The following is a 16,987-nucleotide window of genomic DNA, read 5'->3' as shown; positions in this document are numbered from 1 at the left end:
CCGAATCGGCCGCCGGTCACTCCCGCGAAGCATCGGATGCGCCACATCACGCAGACGGCCCGGGCCGCGGACCACTCCACCATGCACACGCGGCGGGCCGCACCGCATCCCGCCGGGAGGACCCCCAGTCAGTGGCAGGGGAAAGGTCCTCACTGGCGACGCGCCTTGTCTCCCGGTGGCCGCGAGCACCGGTACAGCGATTGCCCCAATGAGATGAATTCTCAGTCATATCGCCCTTGAGTCGGCAGGTCAGGGTATGCGCAATGTCTGATACGCCTGCTCAATGCGAGAGGAAGACAGGACAGTACGCTCGTGGGTGCTGGCTGCGGATGAGCGCACCCCACCTGAGGAACCGGTGCCTTCGTGGGATTTCGGAAGTGGTTGAGTCAACTTCGCCACCAGCAGGACGGCCTACGGGGGCGGCCGACGAAGAGGACGACCCTTTCCACCCCCGAAGAGGCCGCACTTCTTTCGTCCCTCCGAAGAACATCTCCCTACGAAAGGCCCGAGCCGGCTGCGACCCTGCCGTGGGGGCTCCGCGTGGCCGCCGAGGCGGGCTGGCGCCTGCTCGTCGTCGCGGCCACCTTGTGGGTGCTGATCCGCGCCATCAGCGCGGTGCGCGTCATCGTGCTGGCCCTCGCGGCGTCCCTGCTGATCACCGCTCTTCTCCAGCCCGTCGTGGCTCGATTGCGCCGGCACAAGGTGCCGCAAGGACTCGCCACCGTCTTGACCACACTCTGCGGATTCATCGTTCTCGGCCTCGTCGGGTGGTTCGTCGTCTGGCAGGTCGTATCGAACTTGGACAACCTTTCCGACAGCCTGCAGGACGGTGTCGACGACCTCAAGCGATGGTTGCTCGACAGCCCGTTCCACATCACCGAAGAACGTATCAACGACTTCACCGAGATGCTCAACGACAGCGTCGGTACCAGCAATGACCTCACCGACGTAGGAATTCACGGCGTCAAGGTCGTCCTGGAATTCTTCACCGGTGCCCTCCTCGCGCTGTTCTCGACGCTCTCTGCTCTACGACGGTCCGCGCATCTGGAAGTGGACCCTCAAGTGGGCTCCGGCCGCGGCGCGCCCCTCCCTCGACGCCGCCGGCCCTCTCGCATGGCACACCCTGACCTCCTATGTACACGGCACGGTGATCGTGGCCCTCATCGACGCGGTATGCATCGGCCTGGGCATCTATATTCTCGGCGTGCCCCTGGCGCTTCCGTTGGCCGTCGTCGTCTTCGCCGGAGCATTCGTCCCGCTCGTCGGCGCAGTAGTGTCCGGAATTAGCGGTGGCCAACACGGTCGTGACCAGCCTTTTGCACGGCAATGACAACCGAGCGGTCGACGTGATTGATTCCGATGATCCAATCCGAGGCCAGCAACGACTTTTCTGATGATCGGTGCGACGTCACTCGCGTACACCGCACCACTCATCGACTGGCCGCGGCCGGCTGAGCCATCGGCCCGACCCAGTACGGACACCGGCTGCGTGGAGATCCGGGTGGCTATGGCTGTCCGGGCCGTCGTGTTCGCGGCGGTGCCGACGGCCAAGGGCCCGGCCACCCTCGACCAATTGACGCCGGGTCCTCCCGCCACTCCCTTCTTGCCCTGCTCCTCACGGGCGGGCACCACGGACGGGTGGACCGACAGCCAGCGTCACGACGAGCGACGGTTACGTCCGCGGGGTCAGGCCGAGGGCTTCGGCTGGTGGCCGTGTGCGCGCAGCTCCTCGTTGATGCGCTGCGCTTCTTCGAGTTGGTCTTCGAGGATGATGATGCGGCAGGCGGCCTCGATGGGGGTGCCCTGGTCGACGAGCTCGCGAGCCCGGGCGGCGATGCGCAGCTGGCAGCGGGAGTAGCGCCGGTGGCCGCCTTCGGAGCGCAGTGGAGTGATCAGGCGGTGTTCGCCGAGAGCTCGGAGGAAGCCGGGGGTGGTGCCGAGCATCTCGGCGGCCCGGCCCATCGTGTAGGCGGGGGCCACCTCGCCTCGTCCACAGCGCACGCCCGTCTCCGGCTCGTTGGCCGAAGCCCCTCAGTCGATGCGTCCAGCCACGTGCGATGAGGAGGCCGTCACAGTCCGCCCGTGCGGCCTCCCCACCATCCGAGAGCTCCTAGTCGGCCGTCAGGTTCGACCGCACGGTCGCCCCGTGTGCTGTGGAGGGGTCGAGGTGCAGGACGACGGCTGCCGTTCCGAGCGGCGGGATGTCGACCGGGACGGCGCCGTCCCGATCCTGGCTGATGTCGCGCGGATTCAGGCCCAGGTAGTTGGTGTGCACGACGCCGGCGACGGTGAAGGGCGTACGCAGGCGGCACGTGACGGGGGTGTCGGCCAGTGATTGCAGGCGCACCATGAGCCTGCCGTCGTCCGGGACGGTCACACCGACGAGCCGTACGCGGGAATCGTCCAGGGTCAGGAACTGCGTCTCGGCGGGAGGTCGGGACGGGCCTTCCGCGCGGGCGCGGACCGGGACCAGGGGGTGGCTGGTGACGGCCGCGACGCGCATGGCGAGCTCGTCCGCGCCGGCCGTGGGGTTCTCCGCGGTGGCACCGAAGCCGACGCTGTAGCGGAAGACGTGCTCGAACGCCTGCTGCGCGGGGAAATTGGTGTCCCAGATGTTGTTGTGCACCCAGGAGAAGACGGTGGCCGGCTCCTCCTGGGGCAGCGACTGGGGGTAGGGCACGTAGGGGATCGCGATCCCGCCGAGCTGGACGAGCGGGGCGTCGGCCGTCGCCAGTGCGGCGTGGCGGGTGCCGTCGCTCAGGCTGATCCAGCGGCGCACGGCGCGCATGTGGGTCGCGGAGCCCGGCACGGTCTCGCGGTCGCTGCCCAGGACTCCGCCTGTGGCCTCCGTGTGGACGACGGGGTTGTCGAGGGCGAAGGGGAAGGCGAAGAAGGCGCTCTCCTTCGTGAGGGTGGCGTCCTTGTCGATGCGGTTCTCTATATCGATGCGTGCCGCGTGGTGCGGCAGGTGGACCCGTACCCGGAGCCGACGGGTACCGGCCGGGGCGCACTCGTAGACGATGGTCTGCCCGGTGGCGTCCGTGATGCGGTCGACGAGTGCCGCGGGCGGTGCGGTACTGCGGGAGGCGAGCAGGTGCATCGAGTCGTCGGCCACGGTCTTGCTGGACTGGTGGTTGAACGCTCCGGCTGTGGCGTACTCGTCGTAGACGTAGCCGTTGAAGCCGACGGTGGCGTCCTGGCGCACCATCTCCCGGCCGGTGGCCTTGTCGACGATCGAGGAGATGGACGCCTCGCGCAGGTCGACGGTCACGCGCAGGTGGTCGTTCTCCAGGACGGTGGGGTCGTCGGGCCGCCCGGAGTCCCCGTCGACCGCCGTCGCGCGCTCGGCGGCCGGCACGATGTCCAGGCGTACGGCTCCGCAGGCCGGCACGTCCGCGACGGGCACGTGCAGGAATCGTCCGGCCGCTCGGTGACGCTCGTTGCTCTGCGCCTCCTCCACGAACGGCAGGGACGCGCCGGTGCGTGCGTCGACTACCTGGACGGCGTCGTCCAGTGCGACGGTGCTCTCGGGCAGGAAGAGCCGGGCGGTCTCCGTCCGGGCCCAGCTGCAGGTGTTCACGGTGTAGAAGGAGGCCGCCGCGCCGGCCGAGGGGGCGAACGCCTCGCCGAGGAGCGCGGAGGCGGCGTCGAGGAGTGTCTCGGCGTCGTCGTGTGCGCGCATGGCCTGGGAGTACTTCCAGTGCCATTGCTTGTCGCCGGATCCGTGACCGTGGTCGCCGTGGGTCCAGGGGTCGCCCGCGCCCCAGGTGTGCTCGTTGAACAGGGAGGCGGACCGGTAGACGTCCGGTGCGCCCCGGGTGACGGCTGTGCTCCCGGGGACGCCCATCAGGTGGGCGTATCCGGCGATGGTCTGGGCCTCGGCGAGGGCCGCCTGCCCGCGTCGTGTGGCGGCCAGCGGGACGGCGCCGGCGCCGACTCCGTCGACCCACCAGTCGCTCCAGTCGCCCCGGTGGGTCTCCAGGCGGTCCCCCACGCGCTTCTCGGCGTCCTCGAAGAAGTCCTGGTTGCGGGAGGTGCGCAGCTGCGGGTAGGCCCATTGCTCGTTCCAGCGGCGGACCGTTTCGGAGATGATGCGGCGCGGCGGGCCGTTGTCCGCGAACTTGCCCAGGACCCGCAGGTGCAGCACGTCCCACGGGTAGGGGTCGGCGGTGCCGGGCAGGTCGACGGCGGGGAAGCCGGGGATCCCGCGTCCCTGGTGGGGGTAGGGGAACTGGGCCAGGGCGCCGAGGTAGGCGGGCAGCAGGTCGTCGACGTGGTCGTAGGACTCGTCGAAGCCGAGGATCGAGCCCTCCATGTAGGCCAGGCCGTGCGGGGTGTCCGTCCTCCAGACCAGGACGCTGTTGCCGCTCGGGGTCTGCCAGCGGAAGAGGCGGGGCAGATGCTCTCCGCCGACGAGGTGGGGCACGGCGCGGCCTGCCCAGTTGTGTGCGACGGACAGGTAGCGGATGCCGTTGTCCGCGAGGACGTCGGGGAGGCCGACCACCTGGCCGGGCACGTCCGTCTGCATGGCGGTGGTGATGTCGATGCCGTGGCGGTCCCGCAACTCGGTGACGGGACGCAGGAGTTCGTGGAGTTCGTCGGTGGAGCAGGTCTCGGTGTGGAGGTTGAAGGGCATGGCGGTGAGTTCGACGCGCCCCTCCCGTACCCGGTCGAGGAAGTTCTCCACCTGCCGGCGCGGTCGGTTGGCCCGCCAGTCCTGGAAGGAGTGGAACCCTTCGACCGCCCACCGGAACCGAGCGGGCTCCGGCCAGTCGTCGGTGTCGTCGCACAGCTCGAGGAGCGAGTCGAGGTAGGCGCGGCTCTCGGCCATGACCCTGCCCTGCGGGTCGGTGTAGCCGATGTCGAGATGGGAGTGCTGCACGAGGTGCAGGGTCCAGTGGCGCTGCGGGCGCGCCTCGAAGGGGATGGACGTGCCTTCTTCGAGGTCCGGCAGCTCGATGAGCAAGGGGGTCGGGGCGTCCACCTCCGGGATCAGGAGGCGGGTGTCGCCTCCTGGTCCGGGCAGGATCCGGCTGGGGACGGGGGTGCCCCCGGCGGTGGTGACGCGGGCCCTGGTGACGCCCGGGCGGGCGGGTGCGCTCGGGGAACCGCTCACGCCGAGCCGGATGGACTGCAGCAGGCCGCCCGTGCCGTCGTGGCGCAGCAGCGGCTCTCCCGACAGCCGCACCTGCAGACCGCCAAGGCCGGCGAGGGTGGCCACGCGCTCCTTGAGGATGTCGCGCGCGATGTCGGCGTCCCACCAGGACGGCCGGGTCAGCGGGGGCTTGGGCATGGTGCGTGGGGTCCTTTGCGTCGGGGGTGCGGTGTGCGGCGTCAGGAGTTCCTGCGGCCCTGGTGGGTGGCGTCGGCGAGGGTGGCGAAGATCTGGACCATGGCCGACTGGTTGAGGGCCGCGGCCGGCGCATCCGGGTCGTAGTCGCCTCCGTTGGAGGGCTGGAAGCGGAACAGGCCGGTGGAGGCGTCCCGGTTGGACCGGTACGTGCTGTCCGCGTAGCCGCTCATGGTCTTCAGGTAGGCGGAGTCGGGGCGGACGTCGTCCAGGTCGAGCAGGTCCTTGAAGTAGAAGGCGTTGAAGACGGCGGGCTGGTCGTGCAGGCGGCTTCCCTCGGTCCAGTACGCCAGGGAGCCGCGGGCGTCGTCCACGGCCTTCTTCAGGTACGCGGCGTCACCGGTGCCGCGGTAGAGGGCGGTGGCGGTGCCGATCATGGAACCGGAGTTGTAGGTCCACAGGGTCTCGTTGACGCTGCCGTCGTCGCCGCGGTCGTTGACGTAGAGGCCGGGTGCCTTGCGCATGCAGGAGTACACCCAGCCGTACCACTGCTCGGCCTTGTCGAGGTAGGCGCGGTCGCGGGTGTGCTCGTAGAGCCGGGCGGCGAGTTGGGCGGAGAGGGCGGTGACGTTGGTGGCCCGAATGGTGTTGTTCGGTGAGTCGTACCAGTCCATGCCGCCCGGGCACGCCTTGGCCGTGTCGTCGTCCCACGCACGGGAGACGACGGGTACGACCCGTTCGGCCCGCTCCAGGTACCGTGCGTCGCCGGTCTCCTCGTACTGGTCGAGCTGGGTCAGGGCCACCACGGCGTTGTCGTCGTAGTAGATGTCGCCGCCCGTGCCCAAGGGGGCGGGCAGAGAGGACTCGTAGCCGGGGCGCTCTCCCCCGCTGAGGTAGAGCTCGGCGGTGTCGAACCGTTCGGCCGCGTCGCGACGGTAGGACGCCCCGGTGCGCGGCAGTTCCTGCATGTCCACGGCGGCCTGGGCTGCCTCGCGGAAGGGCCACAGGTAGGAGTGCTCGGGGTCGGTGGTCTGCCGGGGGGTGTGCTCCAGGTACAGGCCGTGGGCCTCGGGGCCTTCGTAGAAGTACTGCTGCAGGGTCCGGTAGGTGCTGGTGGCGCGGTCGGCCCACTCTCCGGAGGAGATCGGGCGGGTGTGGTCGGGAGTCTGGGCGTGCGCGGGGGCGGCGGTCCAGAGCAGGCCGGCGCAGACGACGGGAGCGGTGGCGCGGGTGAGCAGCGAGCGCAGCATGGATGGTTCTCCTTCGCGAGGAGGGGAGGGGGCGGAGGGCCTGCCGGGTCAGCGGGGGGCTTGAGGCTCAGCAGTGCATCCTGAGGCTCAGCGGTGGATCTTGAGGCTGCTGACGAAGAAGCGCTGGGCGGAGAAGAACAGCACCACGGTGGGCAGCGAGACCAGCAGGGCCCCGGCCAGCACGATGGGCGGTCCGACGTTGGAGTAGTTGCCCTGCAGGTCGGCGAGCGCGGCCATCACGGGACGGATGTTGCGGCTCGTGACCATGGTGATGCCGAACAGCAGGTCGTTCCAGACGGCCACGAACTGGAACACGAACACCGCGATCATGGCGGACCTGGTCAGTGGGACGTGGATCTGCCAGAACACCCGCCACCACGAGGCACCGTCCATGCGGGCGGCCTCGACGACCTCCCGCGGCAGCGTCAGGGCGTAGTTGCGCATGACGAAGAACGCGAACGGGATCGCGACCGCCGTGTAGATCAGCACGAGTCCGACCTGGGTGTCGTACAGCGAGGTGCGCGCGTAGGACAGGAACAGCGGGCGGATGAAGACCTGCAGGGGCAGCAGCGTGCCGGCGTAGATGACCCAGAACCACAGGGCCTGCCGTTTGACGGGCATGATGATCGTGGCGAATGCCGCGAGGCCGGCGATCACGGCGGCGGCCCCGGCGCTGACCACGGAGTACAGGAGGCTGTTGCCCAGCGAGGGGCCCAGGTCGGCCTTGTCCCAGGCCTGCGACATGTTGCCGAACAGTCCGAGGTCGTGGGGCAGCCAGTGCGGGCTGCCGGAGTAACTCTCCGCGGGGACCGCCGCGTTGACGAGCAGGAGCCAGGTGGGGATGAGCCACAGCAGGGCCAGTGCCGCGATGGCGGCGTTGCGCAGAACTCGGCCGAGGGACATGGTCACACGCCTTTCACGTCGAGCTGACGGCGCAGGTAGAGCCAGGAGGCCGCCAGCACGATCACGGTGAGGACGACCGCGATCGCCGCTCCGGCTCCGGGACGCAGTTCCAGGAAGGTCTCGTTGTACATGGACACGGCGAGGGTCTCGGTGGCCCGCCCGGGGCCGCCCTGGGTGAGCACCCAGATCAGGTCGAACGACTTCAGCCCGTTGACCAGGCTCATCCCGATCACGATGATCGACACCGGGCGGAGCTGGGGCAGGACGATGTGGCGGAACTGCTGCCAGGCGCCGGCGCCGTCCAGGGCGCCGGCCTCCAGGGTCTCGGGTGGGATGGACTGCAGTCCGACCAGGAAGAGGATCACGGCCACGCCGGTGGCCTGCCAGGCGTTGGCGAGGATCATCACGATCGTGTTGCCGGGCCAGGTCAGCAGCCATCCCTGGGCCAGTGAGTCGAGTCCGAGACCGGTCAGGACCTGGTTGACCGCGCCGTCCGTGGTGAGCATGAAGTTCCACACCACGGCCACCGCTGAGCCCGACAGGGCGTAGGGCAGCACGACGCACAGGCGGGCCAGGCGCGAGAAGCGGCCGGCGTTCGTCATGCAGGCGATGGCGAGACCGAGCACGAAGGGGAGCACGACCGTGCCGACCACCCACATGAGCGTGTTCTGGATGGAGCGGGACAGCGCCGGGTCGGAGGCGAACAGCGTGTAGTTGTCGAACCAGCTGAACGGTGAGGTGCGCGTGTCGCTGAAGAAGCTGCGGTAGATGGTCCACACGAACGGGGCCAGCAGGAACAGCGCGACCAGGATGACGGCCGGAGCCATGAACCCGCCGGCCAGCAGGCGCTCGCGCGTGGCGCTCCAGGTGGGGACGAGAGGGGGGCGCCGCATCGGATGCGAGGGCGCCGGCTGCCCGGCGACCGTGGTCGGCGCGTGTCGGTCGGTGGTGGGTGTGCTCATGCTTCGTCTCGCTTCCAGGCGGCCCATTCGTCGTGTGCGCGTTCCTGCATCCGGCGCAGGGTGGTGGCCGCGGAGGCCTGCCCGGCCATGAAGCCGCCGAGGTCGTCGGTGTTGCCCTGGATGAGGCTGGGCGGACTGGCCTCCCAGTAGCGCACCAGCGCCAGTCGGCGGTTGCGGGCGATGTCCCGCTGGAGTCCGGCCACCACGGGGTTGGCGGAGCGCACCTTCGGGTTGGCCGAGCTGTCCTGGAGGAAGTCGCTCCACACCCGTTGCACCGACGGGTCGAGCCAGGACCCGACGTTCGCCATGGCGGCCCGGTGCGAGGAGGCGCGGCTGGGTACGACGAAGACGCCCGACTCGGCGATCACGCTCTTCGCCGTGGAGGGACGGACCGTGGGGAGGATGAAGGCGCCGTAGTCGGTGCCCGGTTCCATGCCCGCCGCCGCCATGCCGGACGCCTGCCAGGTGCCGTGCAGGAACATGCCCACCGTCCCCTCCTTCAGTGCCCCGGGCCCGCGGGCCTGGTCGAAGTCGGGTGCGGTCATCCAGCCCTTGCGCATGAAGTCCTGCCAGATGTCCATGGCCTGGCGGGCCGGATCGTCGGTGTAGGAGGCTTCGCCTGCCACCAACCGCTGGTAGAAGCCGGGGTCGACCTTGCTGACGAGCTCCTGGAACCACTCGATCGCGGGCCAGCCGCCCACCTGGCTGGCCAGGAACGGCGTGATCTTGTTGCGTTCGAGGACCTCGGCGCAGTGCAGCAGCCCGTCCCAGGTTTCCGGAGCGGACAGGCCCAGCCTCCGGAACACGGGCTTGTTGTAGAAGAGCACGTAGTACGACTCGTACAGCGGGATGCCGTAGGTCGTGCCGCGGTAGGAGAGGGCCTGCCTCGACGTGCGACGCACCCACCCTTTGTCCGCGTACCGCTGCCAGACGCGGGTCAGGTCGGTGAGCCCGCCCGCCCGCGCCAGGCGCTTGAGCTGATAGCCGGACGCCCACTTGATCAGGTCGGAGGCCTTCGAGGTCTGCAGGGTCATCTGCACGACCTGCTGGTACGAGGTCACCGACGGGTTCGACAGCGGCCTCAGCGCGTAACCGGTGATCTTCTCCAGTTCCCGGCCGGCCGAGCGGTAGCCCTCGTCCCAGGTGGCGTTGTCGTTGGAGATGCTCGTGGTTCCCGGCTGCGCCGACGTGCTCGCTCCGCGGGCGCAGCCGCCCGCCGCCAGAGCGGCGACGCCGGCGACCGCACCGGCGAGGAGGCCGCGCCGAGCGAGCGGCGTGGCCGCGCTGCTGGTCCTGCCCGATGCTGACATTGATCACCTTCACGGAATCGGGCCACCGCGCATGGCCGGATGTGCATCACATGGCACGCCTGGCGCCGGGAGAGTCCGAAGCAGCCGAGGTTCGTGTTGCGTGGAAGTTAACGACACCATTTCCGAACTAGCAAGGGTTCATCGGGAAAAGAATCTCAACCCCGAGCCATGGATGAATAAAGAAGCAGCTCACAGCGCTCGAAGCTCAGAGAGATCTCCGACGGGACGGTCATCGACGCCTCCAGCCACGTACTGTTATCGTTAACTCATCGTGGAGCCGAGTAAGGAGCAGATGTGCCCGCGTCTCGTTCGTACGACCCCCGCCCCAGCTACCCGCCGGTCGACGGGAAGGTGCTCGCCGGCTGGGCGGCGCCTGCGGCTGAACTGCCCCAGGGCCCAGTCGTCCTGGCGGTCGACGGCCCCGCAGCCCTCGACTGGGAAGCACTGACCGACGGTCTGACCCGAGCCCTGCGTTCCGCGGACCGTGCCGTGGATCTGGTCGACGTCCGCGCCCACTACGCGCGGAACGCCGGGGCACGGATGGCCGCCCAGCCCGTCCCCTCCGACGACCCCTTCTTCACCCCCCTGTCCCAGGCGGACGTCAGGGACCTGTTCGACTCCTTTCCGCAGCCCGAGCGGCCGTCGCAGGATGGAGTCGTGATGGTGTACGGACCGGGAGCGTCGCTGTGCGAGCCGGATGTGCTGTGGTACGCCGACCTGCCGAAGCGGTACGCCGAGGCCGCCGTGGCGAACGGCGACCCGACGGTCGGCGTCAATCTGGGGCAGCCCGATGAGCCCGGCGACCTGGTGCGCCTGTTCTACACCGACTGGCCCGTACTGGACCGGCACCGCGACGCCATCGCCCACAGGGTCGACCGATGGATCGACACGCAGGACACGGACTCCCCCGCATCCCTGGCAGGCGCCGCCCTGCGCAGCACCCTGGCGCATCTGGCACGCGGTCCGGTTCGCACCCGGCCGTACTTCAACTCCACTCCATGGGGCGGCCAGTGGGCGGCCGGCGAACTGGGCTTCACCCCGCAGGCCGGCAACACGGCTCTCGGCTACGAGCTGATCGCCCCGGAAGCGGGGGTCCTGGTCGGCGAGAAGGACGGAGCACAGGTCGAGATCCCGTTCCAACTGCTGTGCGCCGAGCATCCCGAGGCCATGCTCGGCGACGACGTGCACCGCAGGTTCGGCACCTCCTTCCCCATCCGGTTCGACTACCTCGACACGATGGGCGGCGGCAACCTGTCCCTGCACCTGCACCCCCGGGAGCAGTACATGCGGGACGTCTTCGGCTGGCCGTACACCCAGCACGAGACGTACTACGTCACCGCGAGCGAGGACGGCGCCGAGGTGCTGCTCGGCCTCACCGAGGACGCCGACGTCGACACCATGCGGCGCCAGGTCGAGGACGCCATCGGCCAGGGCACGGCGATGCCGGTCCGGGACCACGTCCAGTCGCATCCGGCGACGGTGGGCCAGCTGTTCATGATCCCGGCGGGAACACCCCACGCCTCGGGGGCCGGCAACCTCGTCCTGGAGGTGAGCGCCACCCCCTACCTGTACTCCCTGCGCTTCTACGACTGGCTGCGCAAGGACTCCTCCGGCGCGTCACGTCCCCTGCCCTACGAACACGGCTTCGCCAACCTGGACACCGCCCGGCGCGGGGAGGATGTCCGGAAGGACCTGGTCCAGCACCCGCGCACGCTGCGCTCCGGCGAAGGATGGCACGAAGAGGTGATCGGCGAACTCCCCGAGATGTTCTACGCGGTGCACCGCCTCGTCCTGACGCGGAACGCCTCCGCCCCCGACGACACCGCGGGCCGCTTCCACATCCTCAACGTCGCCGCGGGCGAGGGCGCCGTGATCGAGACCCACGACGGCCGCACCCACTCCCTGGCCTTCGCCGAGACCATCACGATCCCCGCCGCGGTCGGCCCGTACCGCCTCCGCGCGGTGGGTGGCGACGAGGTGCGGATCGTCAAGGCGCTGGTGGTCGAGCCGTGACCGCGACCACCGCCCGGCCGCCCGTGCCGATCCCCGTTCTCGACGTCGGCGGCACGCACGTGACGGCCGCCCTCGTGGACCCGTCGACGAGCGTCACCCTCCCCACCACGGTGGTCCGCAGGCCGCTGAGCTCGGACGCCGCGGCCGACGACATCCTCGACGCGATTGCGCTGGCGGCCTCCGCCCTGCCGACCGGGCACAGCCTTTCCTGGGGCGTGGCCATGCCGGGCCCGTTCGACTACGCCACGGGCGTCGGCCGCTTCACCGACGTCGGGAAGTTCGAGTCGCTTCGCGGCGTCGATGTCGGAGCCGGACTGCTCGAGCGCCTGGACGGCCGCGCCGCACGGCTGCGCTTCCTCAACGACGCCGACGCCTTCGCCATCGGCGAGTACCGCGCCGGTGCCGCTGCCGGTCACCGGCGTGTCATCGGCCTGACGTTGGGCACAGGGGTGGGCTCCTCGTTCCTCGCCGGCGGCCGCCCGGTCCACACGGGCCCCTCGGTGCCGCCCAGCGGACACGTGCACCGCCTGACCGTGCACGGCGGGCCGCTGGAGGACACGGTCTCACGCCGCGGCATCCGCGCCCGCTACGCCGCTCTCCGTGCCACGCCACAGGACGGGCTCTCCCTGCTGGACGTCCATGACATCGCCGCACGTGCGATGACGGGCGACGCCGCCGCGGCGGAGGCCTTCCGCTACGCTTTCGACGCACTCGGCCGGGCCCTGGCCCCATGGATCGACCGCTTCGAAGCCGCCGCGGTGGTCATCGGTGGCTCCATGGCCCAGTCGTGGCACCTGATCCACCCTGCGCTCACCACAGGTCTGGCGTCGGCCGCCAGGTCGGACGTGCCGGTACTACCGGCCCAGCAGCCTGCGGAGGCTCCCCTGATCGGGGCCGCACACTGGGCACAGGACCGACCGGACGCCCCGTGAGGACCGGGGCGGCACCGCACACAGGCACAGGAAGGGGCACGGGCATGACCGCTCGCCGGGGCAGCGGGCCGACCATGCACGACGTCGGCAAGCTCGCACAGGTCAGCGCCATGACCGTCTCACGCGTCCTCAAGAACGACCCCGGTGTGTCCGAAGCGACCCGTGAGCGGGTCTTCGCGGCGGTCGACAAGCTGGGCTACCGCCGCAACCAGACGGCGCGCAGTCTCCGCCTCGGCGGCAGCGGGATGATCGGCCTGGTGGTCACCAACCTCGCCAACCCCTTCTACTCCCGCCTGGCACTGGGGGTCCAGGAGGTCGCGACGGAGTACGGCTTCCGGATGCTGCTCAGCAACTCCGCCGAGCAGGCCGAACGCGAGCCGGAACTCATCGACGGACTCGTCGACCACCAGGTCGAGGGCCTGATCGTCGTCCCGGCGGGCAGCCGTCAGCAGCATCTGGCCGCCGCCATGCGGCACGTCCCGGTCGTCCTGGCCGCCCGGCCTCCCGCCGGGCTGGACACCGACTGCGTCCTGGTGGAGGACTTCCACGGCGCCCGCGAGGCCACCGCCTGCCTCCTGGCCGAGGGACACACCCGCATCGCCTTCCTCGGCAACCCGCCCGCCCTCTACACCGGAGCCGAACGTCTGCGCGGCTACTGGGCAGCACACGAGGAGGTCGGCATCGAGCCGGACAACGCCCTCATCCGCCAGGGCCTGGTCGATGCGGCGACGGCGGAGCGCGCGACTCTCGAACTGCTCCAGCAGGCGGACCGGCCCGCCGCGCTGTTCTGCACCAACAACCGCATCAGCCAGGGCGCGATCCGCGCCCTCTACAAGGCGGGGATCACCCTGCCGCTCGCCGGTTTCGACGACTTCGACCTGTCCGACGTCCTCGGCCTGCCCCTGACGCTGGTCTCCTACGACGCCGACGAGATCGGCCGCCAGGCCACCCGTCTGCTGATCGACCGCCTCGAACACCGTGACACGGCCCCGCCGGCCTCCCGCCGCGTCACCGTCCCCACCCGCGTCATCCGCTACGGCTCACACTCCGAACACGGGGACGGACCGGGCCACCCGCCCGCCGGGGCCTGACACTTCACCGGACCGCCTGCCGACTCGACGGCCACCCCCGTCGTCGCTCCCCCCTCGGCGAGGCCGACCCGGGGTCCCGCCGGGAGGGTGCGCCCCGCCGCCCCTGTCTGCCGGGCGACGACGAACCAGCCGCATACCGAAGGGCTGCCCCATGCGCCATCCGCGCTTCCCCATCAGCGTCCAGGGCCACCCGGTCGTCCAGCGGGCGGTCCGGCGACTAGACGACCTCGGCGACCCGCGCTTCGGCCGGACCCTGGTGCGCTGCCTGGACGACACCTTGGCCCGCACCATCCGGCCGATGCCGGACGGCTCCGCGTTCGTCGTGACCGGAGACATCCCCGCCATGTGGCTGCGGGACTCCTCGACGCAGCTGATGCCCTATCTGGCGCTGCTGCGGGACGACATGGGCCTGCAGGAGCTGCTGCTCGCCGTGCTGCGCCGCCAGTTCCAGCAGATCGCGCACAACCCGTACGCCAACGCCTTCAACGCCGAACCGTCCGGGCACGCCCACGACCCCGGCGACCTGTGCGCGGACCCCTGGGTCTGGGAGGAGAAGTACGAGGTCGACTCCCTCGCCTTCCCCCTCCTGCTCGCTCACCGCTTCTGGGCGGCGAGCGGTCGCACCGACCACCTGCACGAGACGCTCCGCGCGGCGCGCACCGCCATCACCGTGTGGCGCACGGAGCAGGACCACGAGACCCTCTCCACATATCGTTTCGTACGCCACGGCGGCCCGCCGAGCGACACCCTCCCGAACGCGGGACGCGGAACTCCCGTCCGCCGGACGGGAATGACCTGGAGCGGGTTCAGGCCCAGCGACGACGCCTGCCACTACGGCTACAACATCCCGGCGAACCTGTGCGCAGCCGCCGCCCTCGACGGCGCGGCCGAGATGGCGCACCACGTCCACGACACGGAACTCACCGAGGACGCCTCCCGGTTGGCGGCCGAACTGCGAGCGGCCACCGTGCGGCACGGCACCGTGGAGCACCCCGAGTTCGGTTCGGTCTACGCGTACGAGGTGGACGGCAAGGGCAACGCGCTGCTGATGGACGACGCCAACATGCCCGGCCTGCTCTCCCTCCCCCTCGTCGCGAACGTCGCCTCGACCGACCCGCTCTACCTCGCCACCAGACGGTTCGCCCTCTCGCCGGCCAACCCCACCTGGTGCCGGGGAGAAGCTGCCGAAGGCATCGGCAGCCCGCACACTCCCGAGGGGCACATCTGGCCCATCGGCATCGCCGTACAGGGACTGACCAGCAACGACCCGGCAGATCGCGTCACGGCCCTGCGGACCCTGCTGGCCACCGACGCCGGTACGGGCGCCATGCACGAGTCGTTCCACAAGGACGACCCCCACCGGTTCACCCGCCCGTGGTTCTCCTGGGCCAACGCGATGTACGCCGAACTCGCCCTCGACGTGGCCGGGTTCGGCACCCGGCCGCTGTGGGACTCGGTCGCGAGGGGCACGGCGTAGGGCCGGCGGGAGCGTCGGTGAAACGGTGCCGATGACGGTGGCGTTCACCGACGCCGGGACGTCCGTCGTCAAGGCCGACGCGAGCGGGGGTCTCCGACCCGCGCCCGCGCCCGTACGGAACGGGCGCGGACCGCGGGCGAAGCGGGCGGCCTCGAGGCGGTCAGAGAACGACGGTGCCGCGAATGCAGATGTCGGTCGCTCCGCTCACCCAGACCGTGCCGTCCGTGTCGGCGCTGACCTCGATCCTCGCCGCCCGTGCCACCCTCGTCCCCTGGGAGACCCGGTAGGCGGAGGGTGCGGCGCCGGTCGAGGTGAGCCACTGCCCGATGGCGGCGTTCATGCTGCCGCACGCGGGGTCCTCGGGTACGCCGATGCCCGGGGCGAACGTACGCAGCTCGAAGGCGTACTCGGATCCCTCGGGCCAGGCGCCGATCGCGCCGACCATGGCGTCCGGGATCAGGGTCAGGTCGGGTTCGAGGGCGAGGACCTCCTCCGCGGTGGCCAGTTGGAGCACGGCCCAGCCGGGCCCGTTGTCGACCCACTGATGCGCGACGACCCGCTCCGGCGTGATGCCGAACGCGGCCACGATCCGCTTCAGCTGGCCGTCGTCGAGCTCGCCGGTGCGCACCCGGGGCGGGGCGGCGAAGGACAGTCTGTCCTCGCTCCGGCGCACGGTGACCAGGCCGGCGGCGCACTCCTGCACGAGGTGCCCGGCGTGCCGCGGGGTACCGCCGCCGTCCAGCCAGGCACGCGCGGAGCCGAGCGTGGGATGCCCGGCGAACGGCAGCTCGCCGTCGGGTGTGAAGATCCGCAGCCGGTAGTCCGCCTCGGGGACGGTCGGCGGCAGGACGAACGTGGTCTCTGACAGATTCGTCCAGCGGGCCAGCCGCTGCATCTCCTCGTCGCTCAGATCTGTCCCGTCCAGGATCACCGCGACCGGGTTGCCGGAGTAGGGGGTCGTGCCGAACACGTCGACCTGCACGAGCGAACGGGTACGTGGCATAGGGAGGAACACCTTTCGGGAGTGGCTGCGAAGAGGTCCATCTCAACGGCCACTCGTGCCTGCCGGTCGGTGGCTCGGTCGAGTTCGGCAGCGGTGAGCATACGACGCTCGGCCGGGTCGAGTTCCTGGAACGTCGTGAGCGCCGAGCGCCGCGAAGATCGGATGCGTGTGGGTGTCGTCGAAGGCGGGCGGCGCGGTCGCGGAGGGCAGGTCGTGGACCTGCGTGTCCGCGCTCACGAGGTGGTCGAGGCCGTGCGGGTCGGCGGAGACGGCGGCGATGCGGTCACCGCGCACGGCCACCGCCTGACTGGGCACCAGGCTGTGCACGGCAGCGGCGCGGATGAGCAGGTCGGCTCCCTGCACAGTCGTCGTCTTCTCCCTCGTGTCGAAGGCCCACGATCCCCGACGGATCGGCCGGGATTCGTGCCGTCGAAGGAGCGCGACCGGACACCAGGTGCCGTGTTGAGTCGACATGCCGGTGCCCCGCCGCCAGCCATGCTGCGTCTGCGCACGAGGGTCGCGCCATGACCGGCTCCCTCCCAGACAGGAGCCTGTGCCTCTCAGGGATGTCGCACCGGGTGCACTTCAGTGACCAGCGCTTCGACCTCCGTCGACGTGGAGGACCGCGCCGGTGACGAAGGGCGCGTCTTCCAGTTGGAGGACGGCGTCCACGACGTCCGTCACCTCTCCCATGCGTCCCAGCGGGCGCCTCCGGGCGAGGTCCTCGTGGTCCTCCCCCTCGTGCAGGGTGGTCCT

Annotated in this window: 11 protein-coding genes and 2 pseudogenes; 5 read left to right on the top strand and 8 right to left on the bottom strand. The window is 70.4% G+C overall.

Going from position 1 to position 16,987, the window contains the following annotated elements:
• Positions 1-363: 363 nt before the first annotated feature.
• A pseudogene (locus ADL34_RS34590) lies at positions 364-1,282 on the top strand (AI-2E family transporter); the annotation flags it as partial.
• Between the two features lie 404 nt (positions 1,283-1,686).
• On the opposite strand, the gene ADL34_RS06335 reads toward ADL34_RS34590, so the two are convergent.
• From ADL34_RS06335 to ADL34_RS06310, 6 genes are all read right to left on the bottom strand, one after another.
• Positions 1,687-1,962, bottom strand: coding sequence for a MerR family transcriptional regulator (locus ADL34_RS06335; RefSeq protein WP_402548979.1), 276 nt, complete (start codon positions 1,960-1,962; stop codon positions 1,687-1,689).
• 148 nt (positions 1,963-2,110) lie between these two features.
• Positions 2,111-5,293 carry a glycoside hydrolase family 38 C-terminal domain-containing protein gene (locus ADL34_RS06330; RefSeq protein WP_062668305.1) on the bottom strand — a complete coding sequence of 1,061 codons (3,183 nt, stop codon included), beginning with the start codon at positions 5,291-5,293 and terminating at the stop codon, positions 2,111-2,113.
• A gap of 41 nt (positions 5,294-5,334) precedes the next feature.
• Entirely contained in the window at positions 5,335-6,540 is a 1,206-nt protein-coding gene (locus tag ADL34_RS06325; protein ID WP_062668304.1) for a glycoside hydrolase family 76 protein, read from the bottom strand.
• Positions 6,541-6,627: 87 nt separating this feature from the next.
• On the bottom strand, positions 6,628-7,443 hold the full coding sequence (locus ADL34_RS06320; RefSeq protein ID WP_062668303.1) for a carbohydrate ABC transporter permease: 816 nt from the start codon (positions 7,441-7,443) through the stop codon (positions 6,628-6,630).
• Between the two features lie 2 nt (positions 7,444-7,445).
• Complete coding sequence (locus ADL34_RS06315) at positions 7,446-8,405, bottom strand: carbohydrate ABC transporter permease (protein ID WP_062668302.1); 960 nt, start codon at positions 8,403-8,405, stop codon at positions 7,446-7,448.
• On the bottom strand, positions 8,402-9,715 hold the full coding sequence (locus tag ADL34_RS06310; RefSeq protein ID WP_062668301.1) for an ABC transporter substrate-binding protein: 1,314 nt from the start codon (positions 9,713-9,715) through the stop codon (positions 8,402-8,404). Before ADL34_RS06310 ends, ADL34_RS06315 begins: the two co-directional genes overlap by 4 nt.
• A 294-nt stretch (positions 9,716-10,009) precedes the next feature.
• Between ADL34_RS06310 and ADL34_RS06305 the strand changes: the two genes are divergently transcribed.
• The 4 genes from ADL34_RS06305 (at position 10,010) to ADL34_RS06290 (ending at position 15,228) form a co-directional block, all read left to right on the top strand.
• The gene (locus ADL34_RS06305; protein ID WP_062668300.1) at positions 10,010-11,728 is read left to right on the top strand and encodes a class I mannose-6-phosphate isomerase; all 1,719 of its coding nucleotides are present in this window, start codon (positions 10,010-10,012) and stop codon (positions 11,726-11,728) included.
• Positions 11,725-12,660: an ROK family protein gene (locus tag ADL34_RS06300; protein WP_107115632.1), complete on the top strand. Its 936-nt coding sequence runs from the start codon at positions 11,725-11,727 to the stop codon at positions 12,658-12,660. Before ADL34_RS06305 ends, ADL34_RS06300 begins: the two co-directional genes overlap by 4 nt.
• 44 nt (positions 12,661-12,704) lie before the next feature.
• Positions 12,705-13,751, top strand: coding sequence for a LacI family DNA-binding transcriptional regulator (locus ADL34_RS06295; protein WP_062668299.1), 1,047 nt, complete (start codon positions 12,705-12,707; stop codon positions 13,749-13,751).
• Between the two features lie 151 nt (positions 13,752-13,902).
• Entirely contained in the window at positions 13,903-15,228 is a 1,326-nt protein-coding gene (locus tag ADL34_RS06290; protein WP_062668298.1) for a glycoside hydrolase family 125 protein, read from the top strand.
• Between the two features lie 160 nt (positions 15,229-15,388).
• Here the strand turns inward: ADL34_RS06290 and ADL34_RS06285 are convergent, their stop codons facing one another.
• Together ADL34_RS06285 and ADL34_RS35515 are read right to left on the bottom strand one after the other, a co-directional pair.
• Positions 15,389-16,231, bottom strand: a complete 843-nt coding sequence (locus ADL34_RS06285) for a PhzF family phenazine biosynthesis protein (RefSeq protein ID WP_062668297.1) — start codon at positions 16,229-16,231, stop codon at positions 15,389-15,391.
• Positions 16,232-16,816: 585 nt separating this feature from the next.
• Positions 16,817-16,969: pseudogene (locus ADL34_RS35515) on the bottom strand (SDR family oxidoreductase); the annotation flags it as partial.
• Between the last annotated feature and the right edge of the window lie 18 nt (positions 16,970-16,987).

Origin of the sequence: Streptomyces sp. NRRL WC-3605 (genome assembly GCF_001509795.1) — a bacterium.
GTDB lineage: Bacteria > Actinomycetota > Actinomycetes > Streptomycetales > Streptomycetaceae > Streptomyces > Streptomyces viridochromogenes.
Note: the sequence above shows the minus strand (reverse complement) of the source record. Positions and strands in the feature narration are given on the sequence as shown.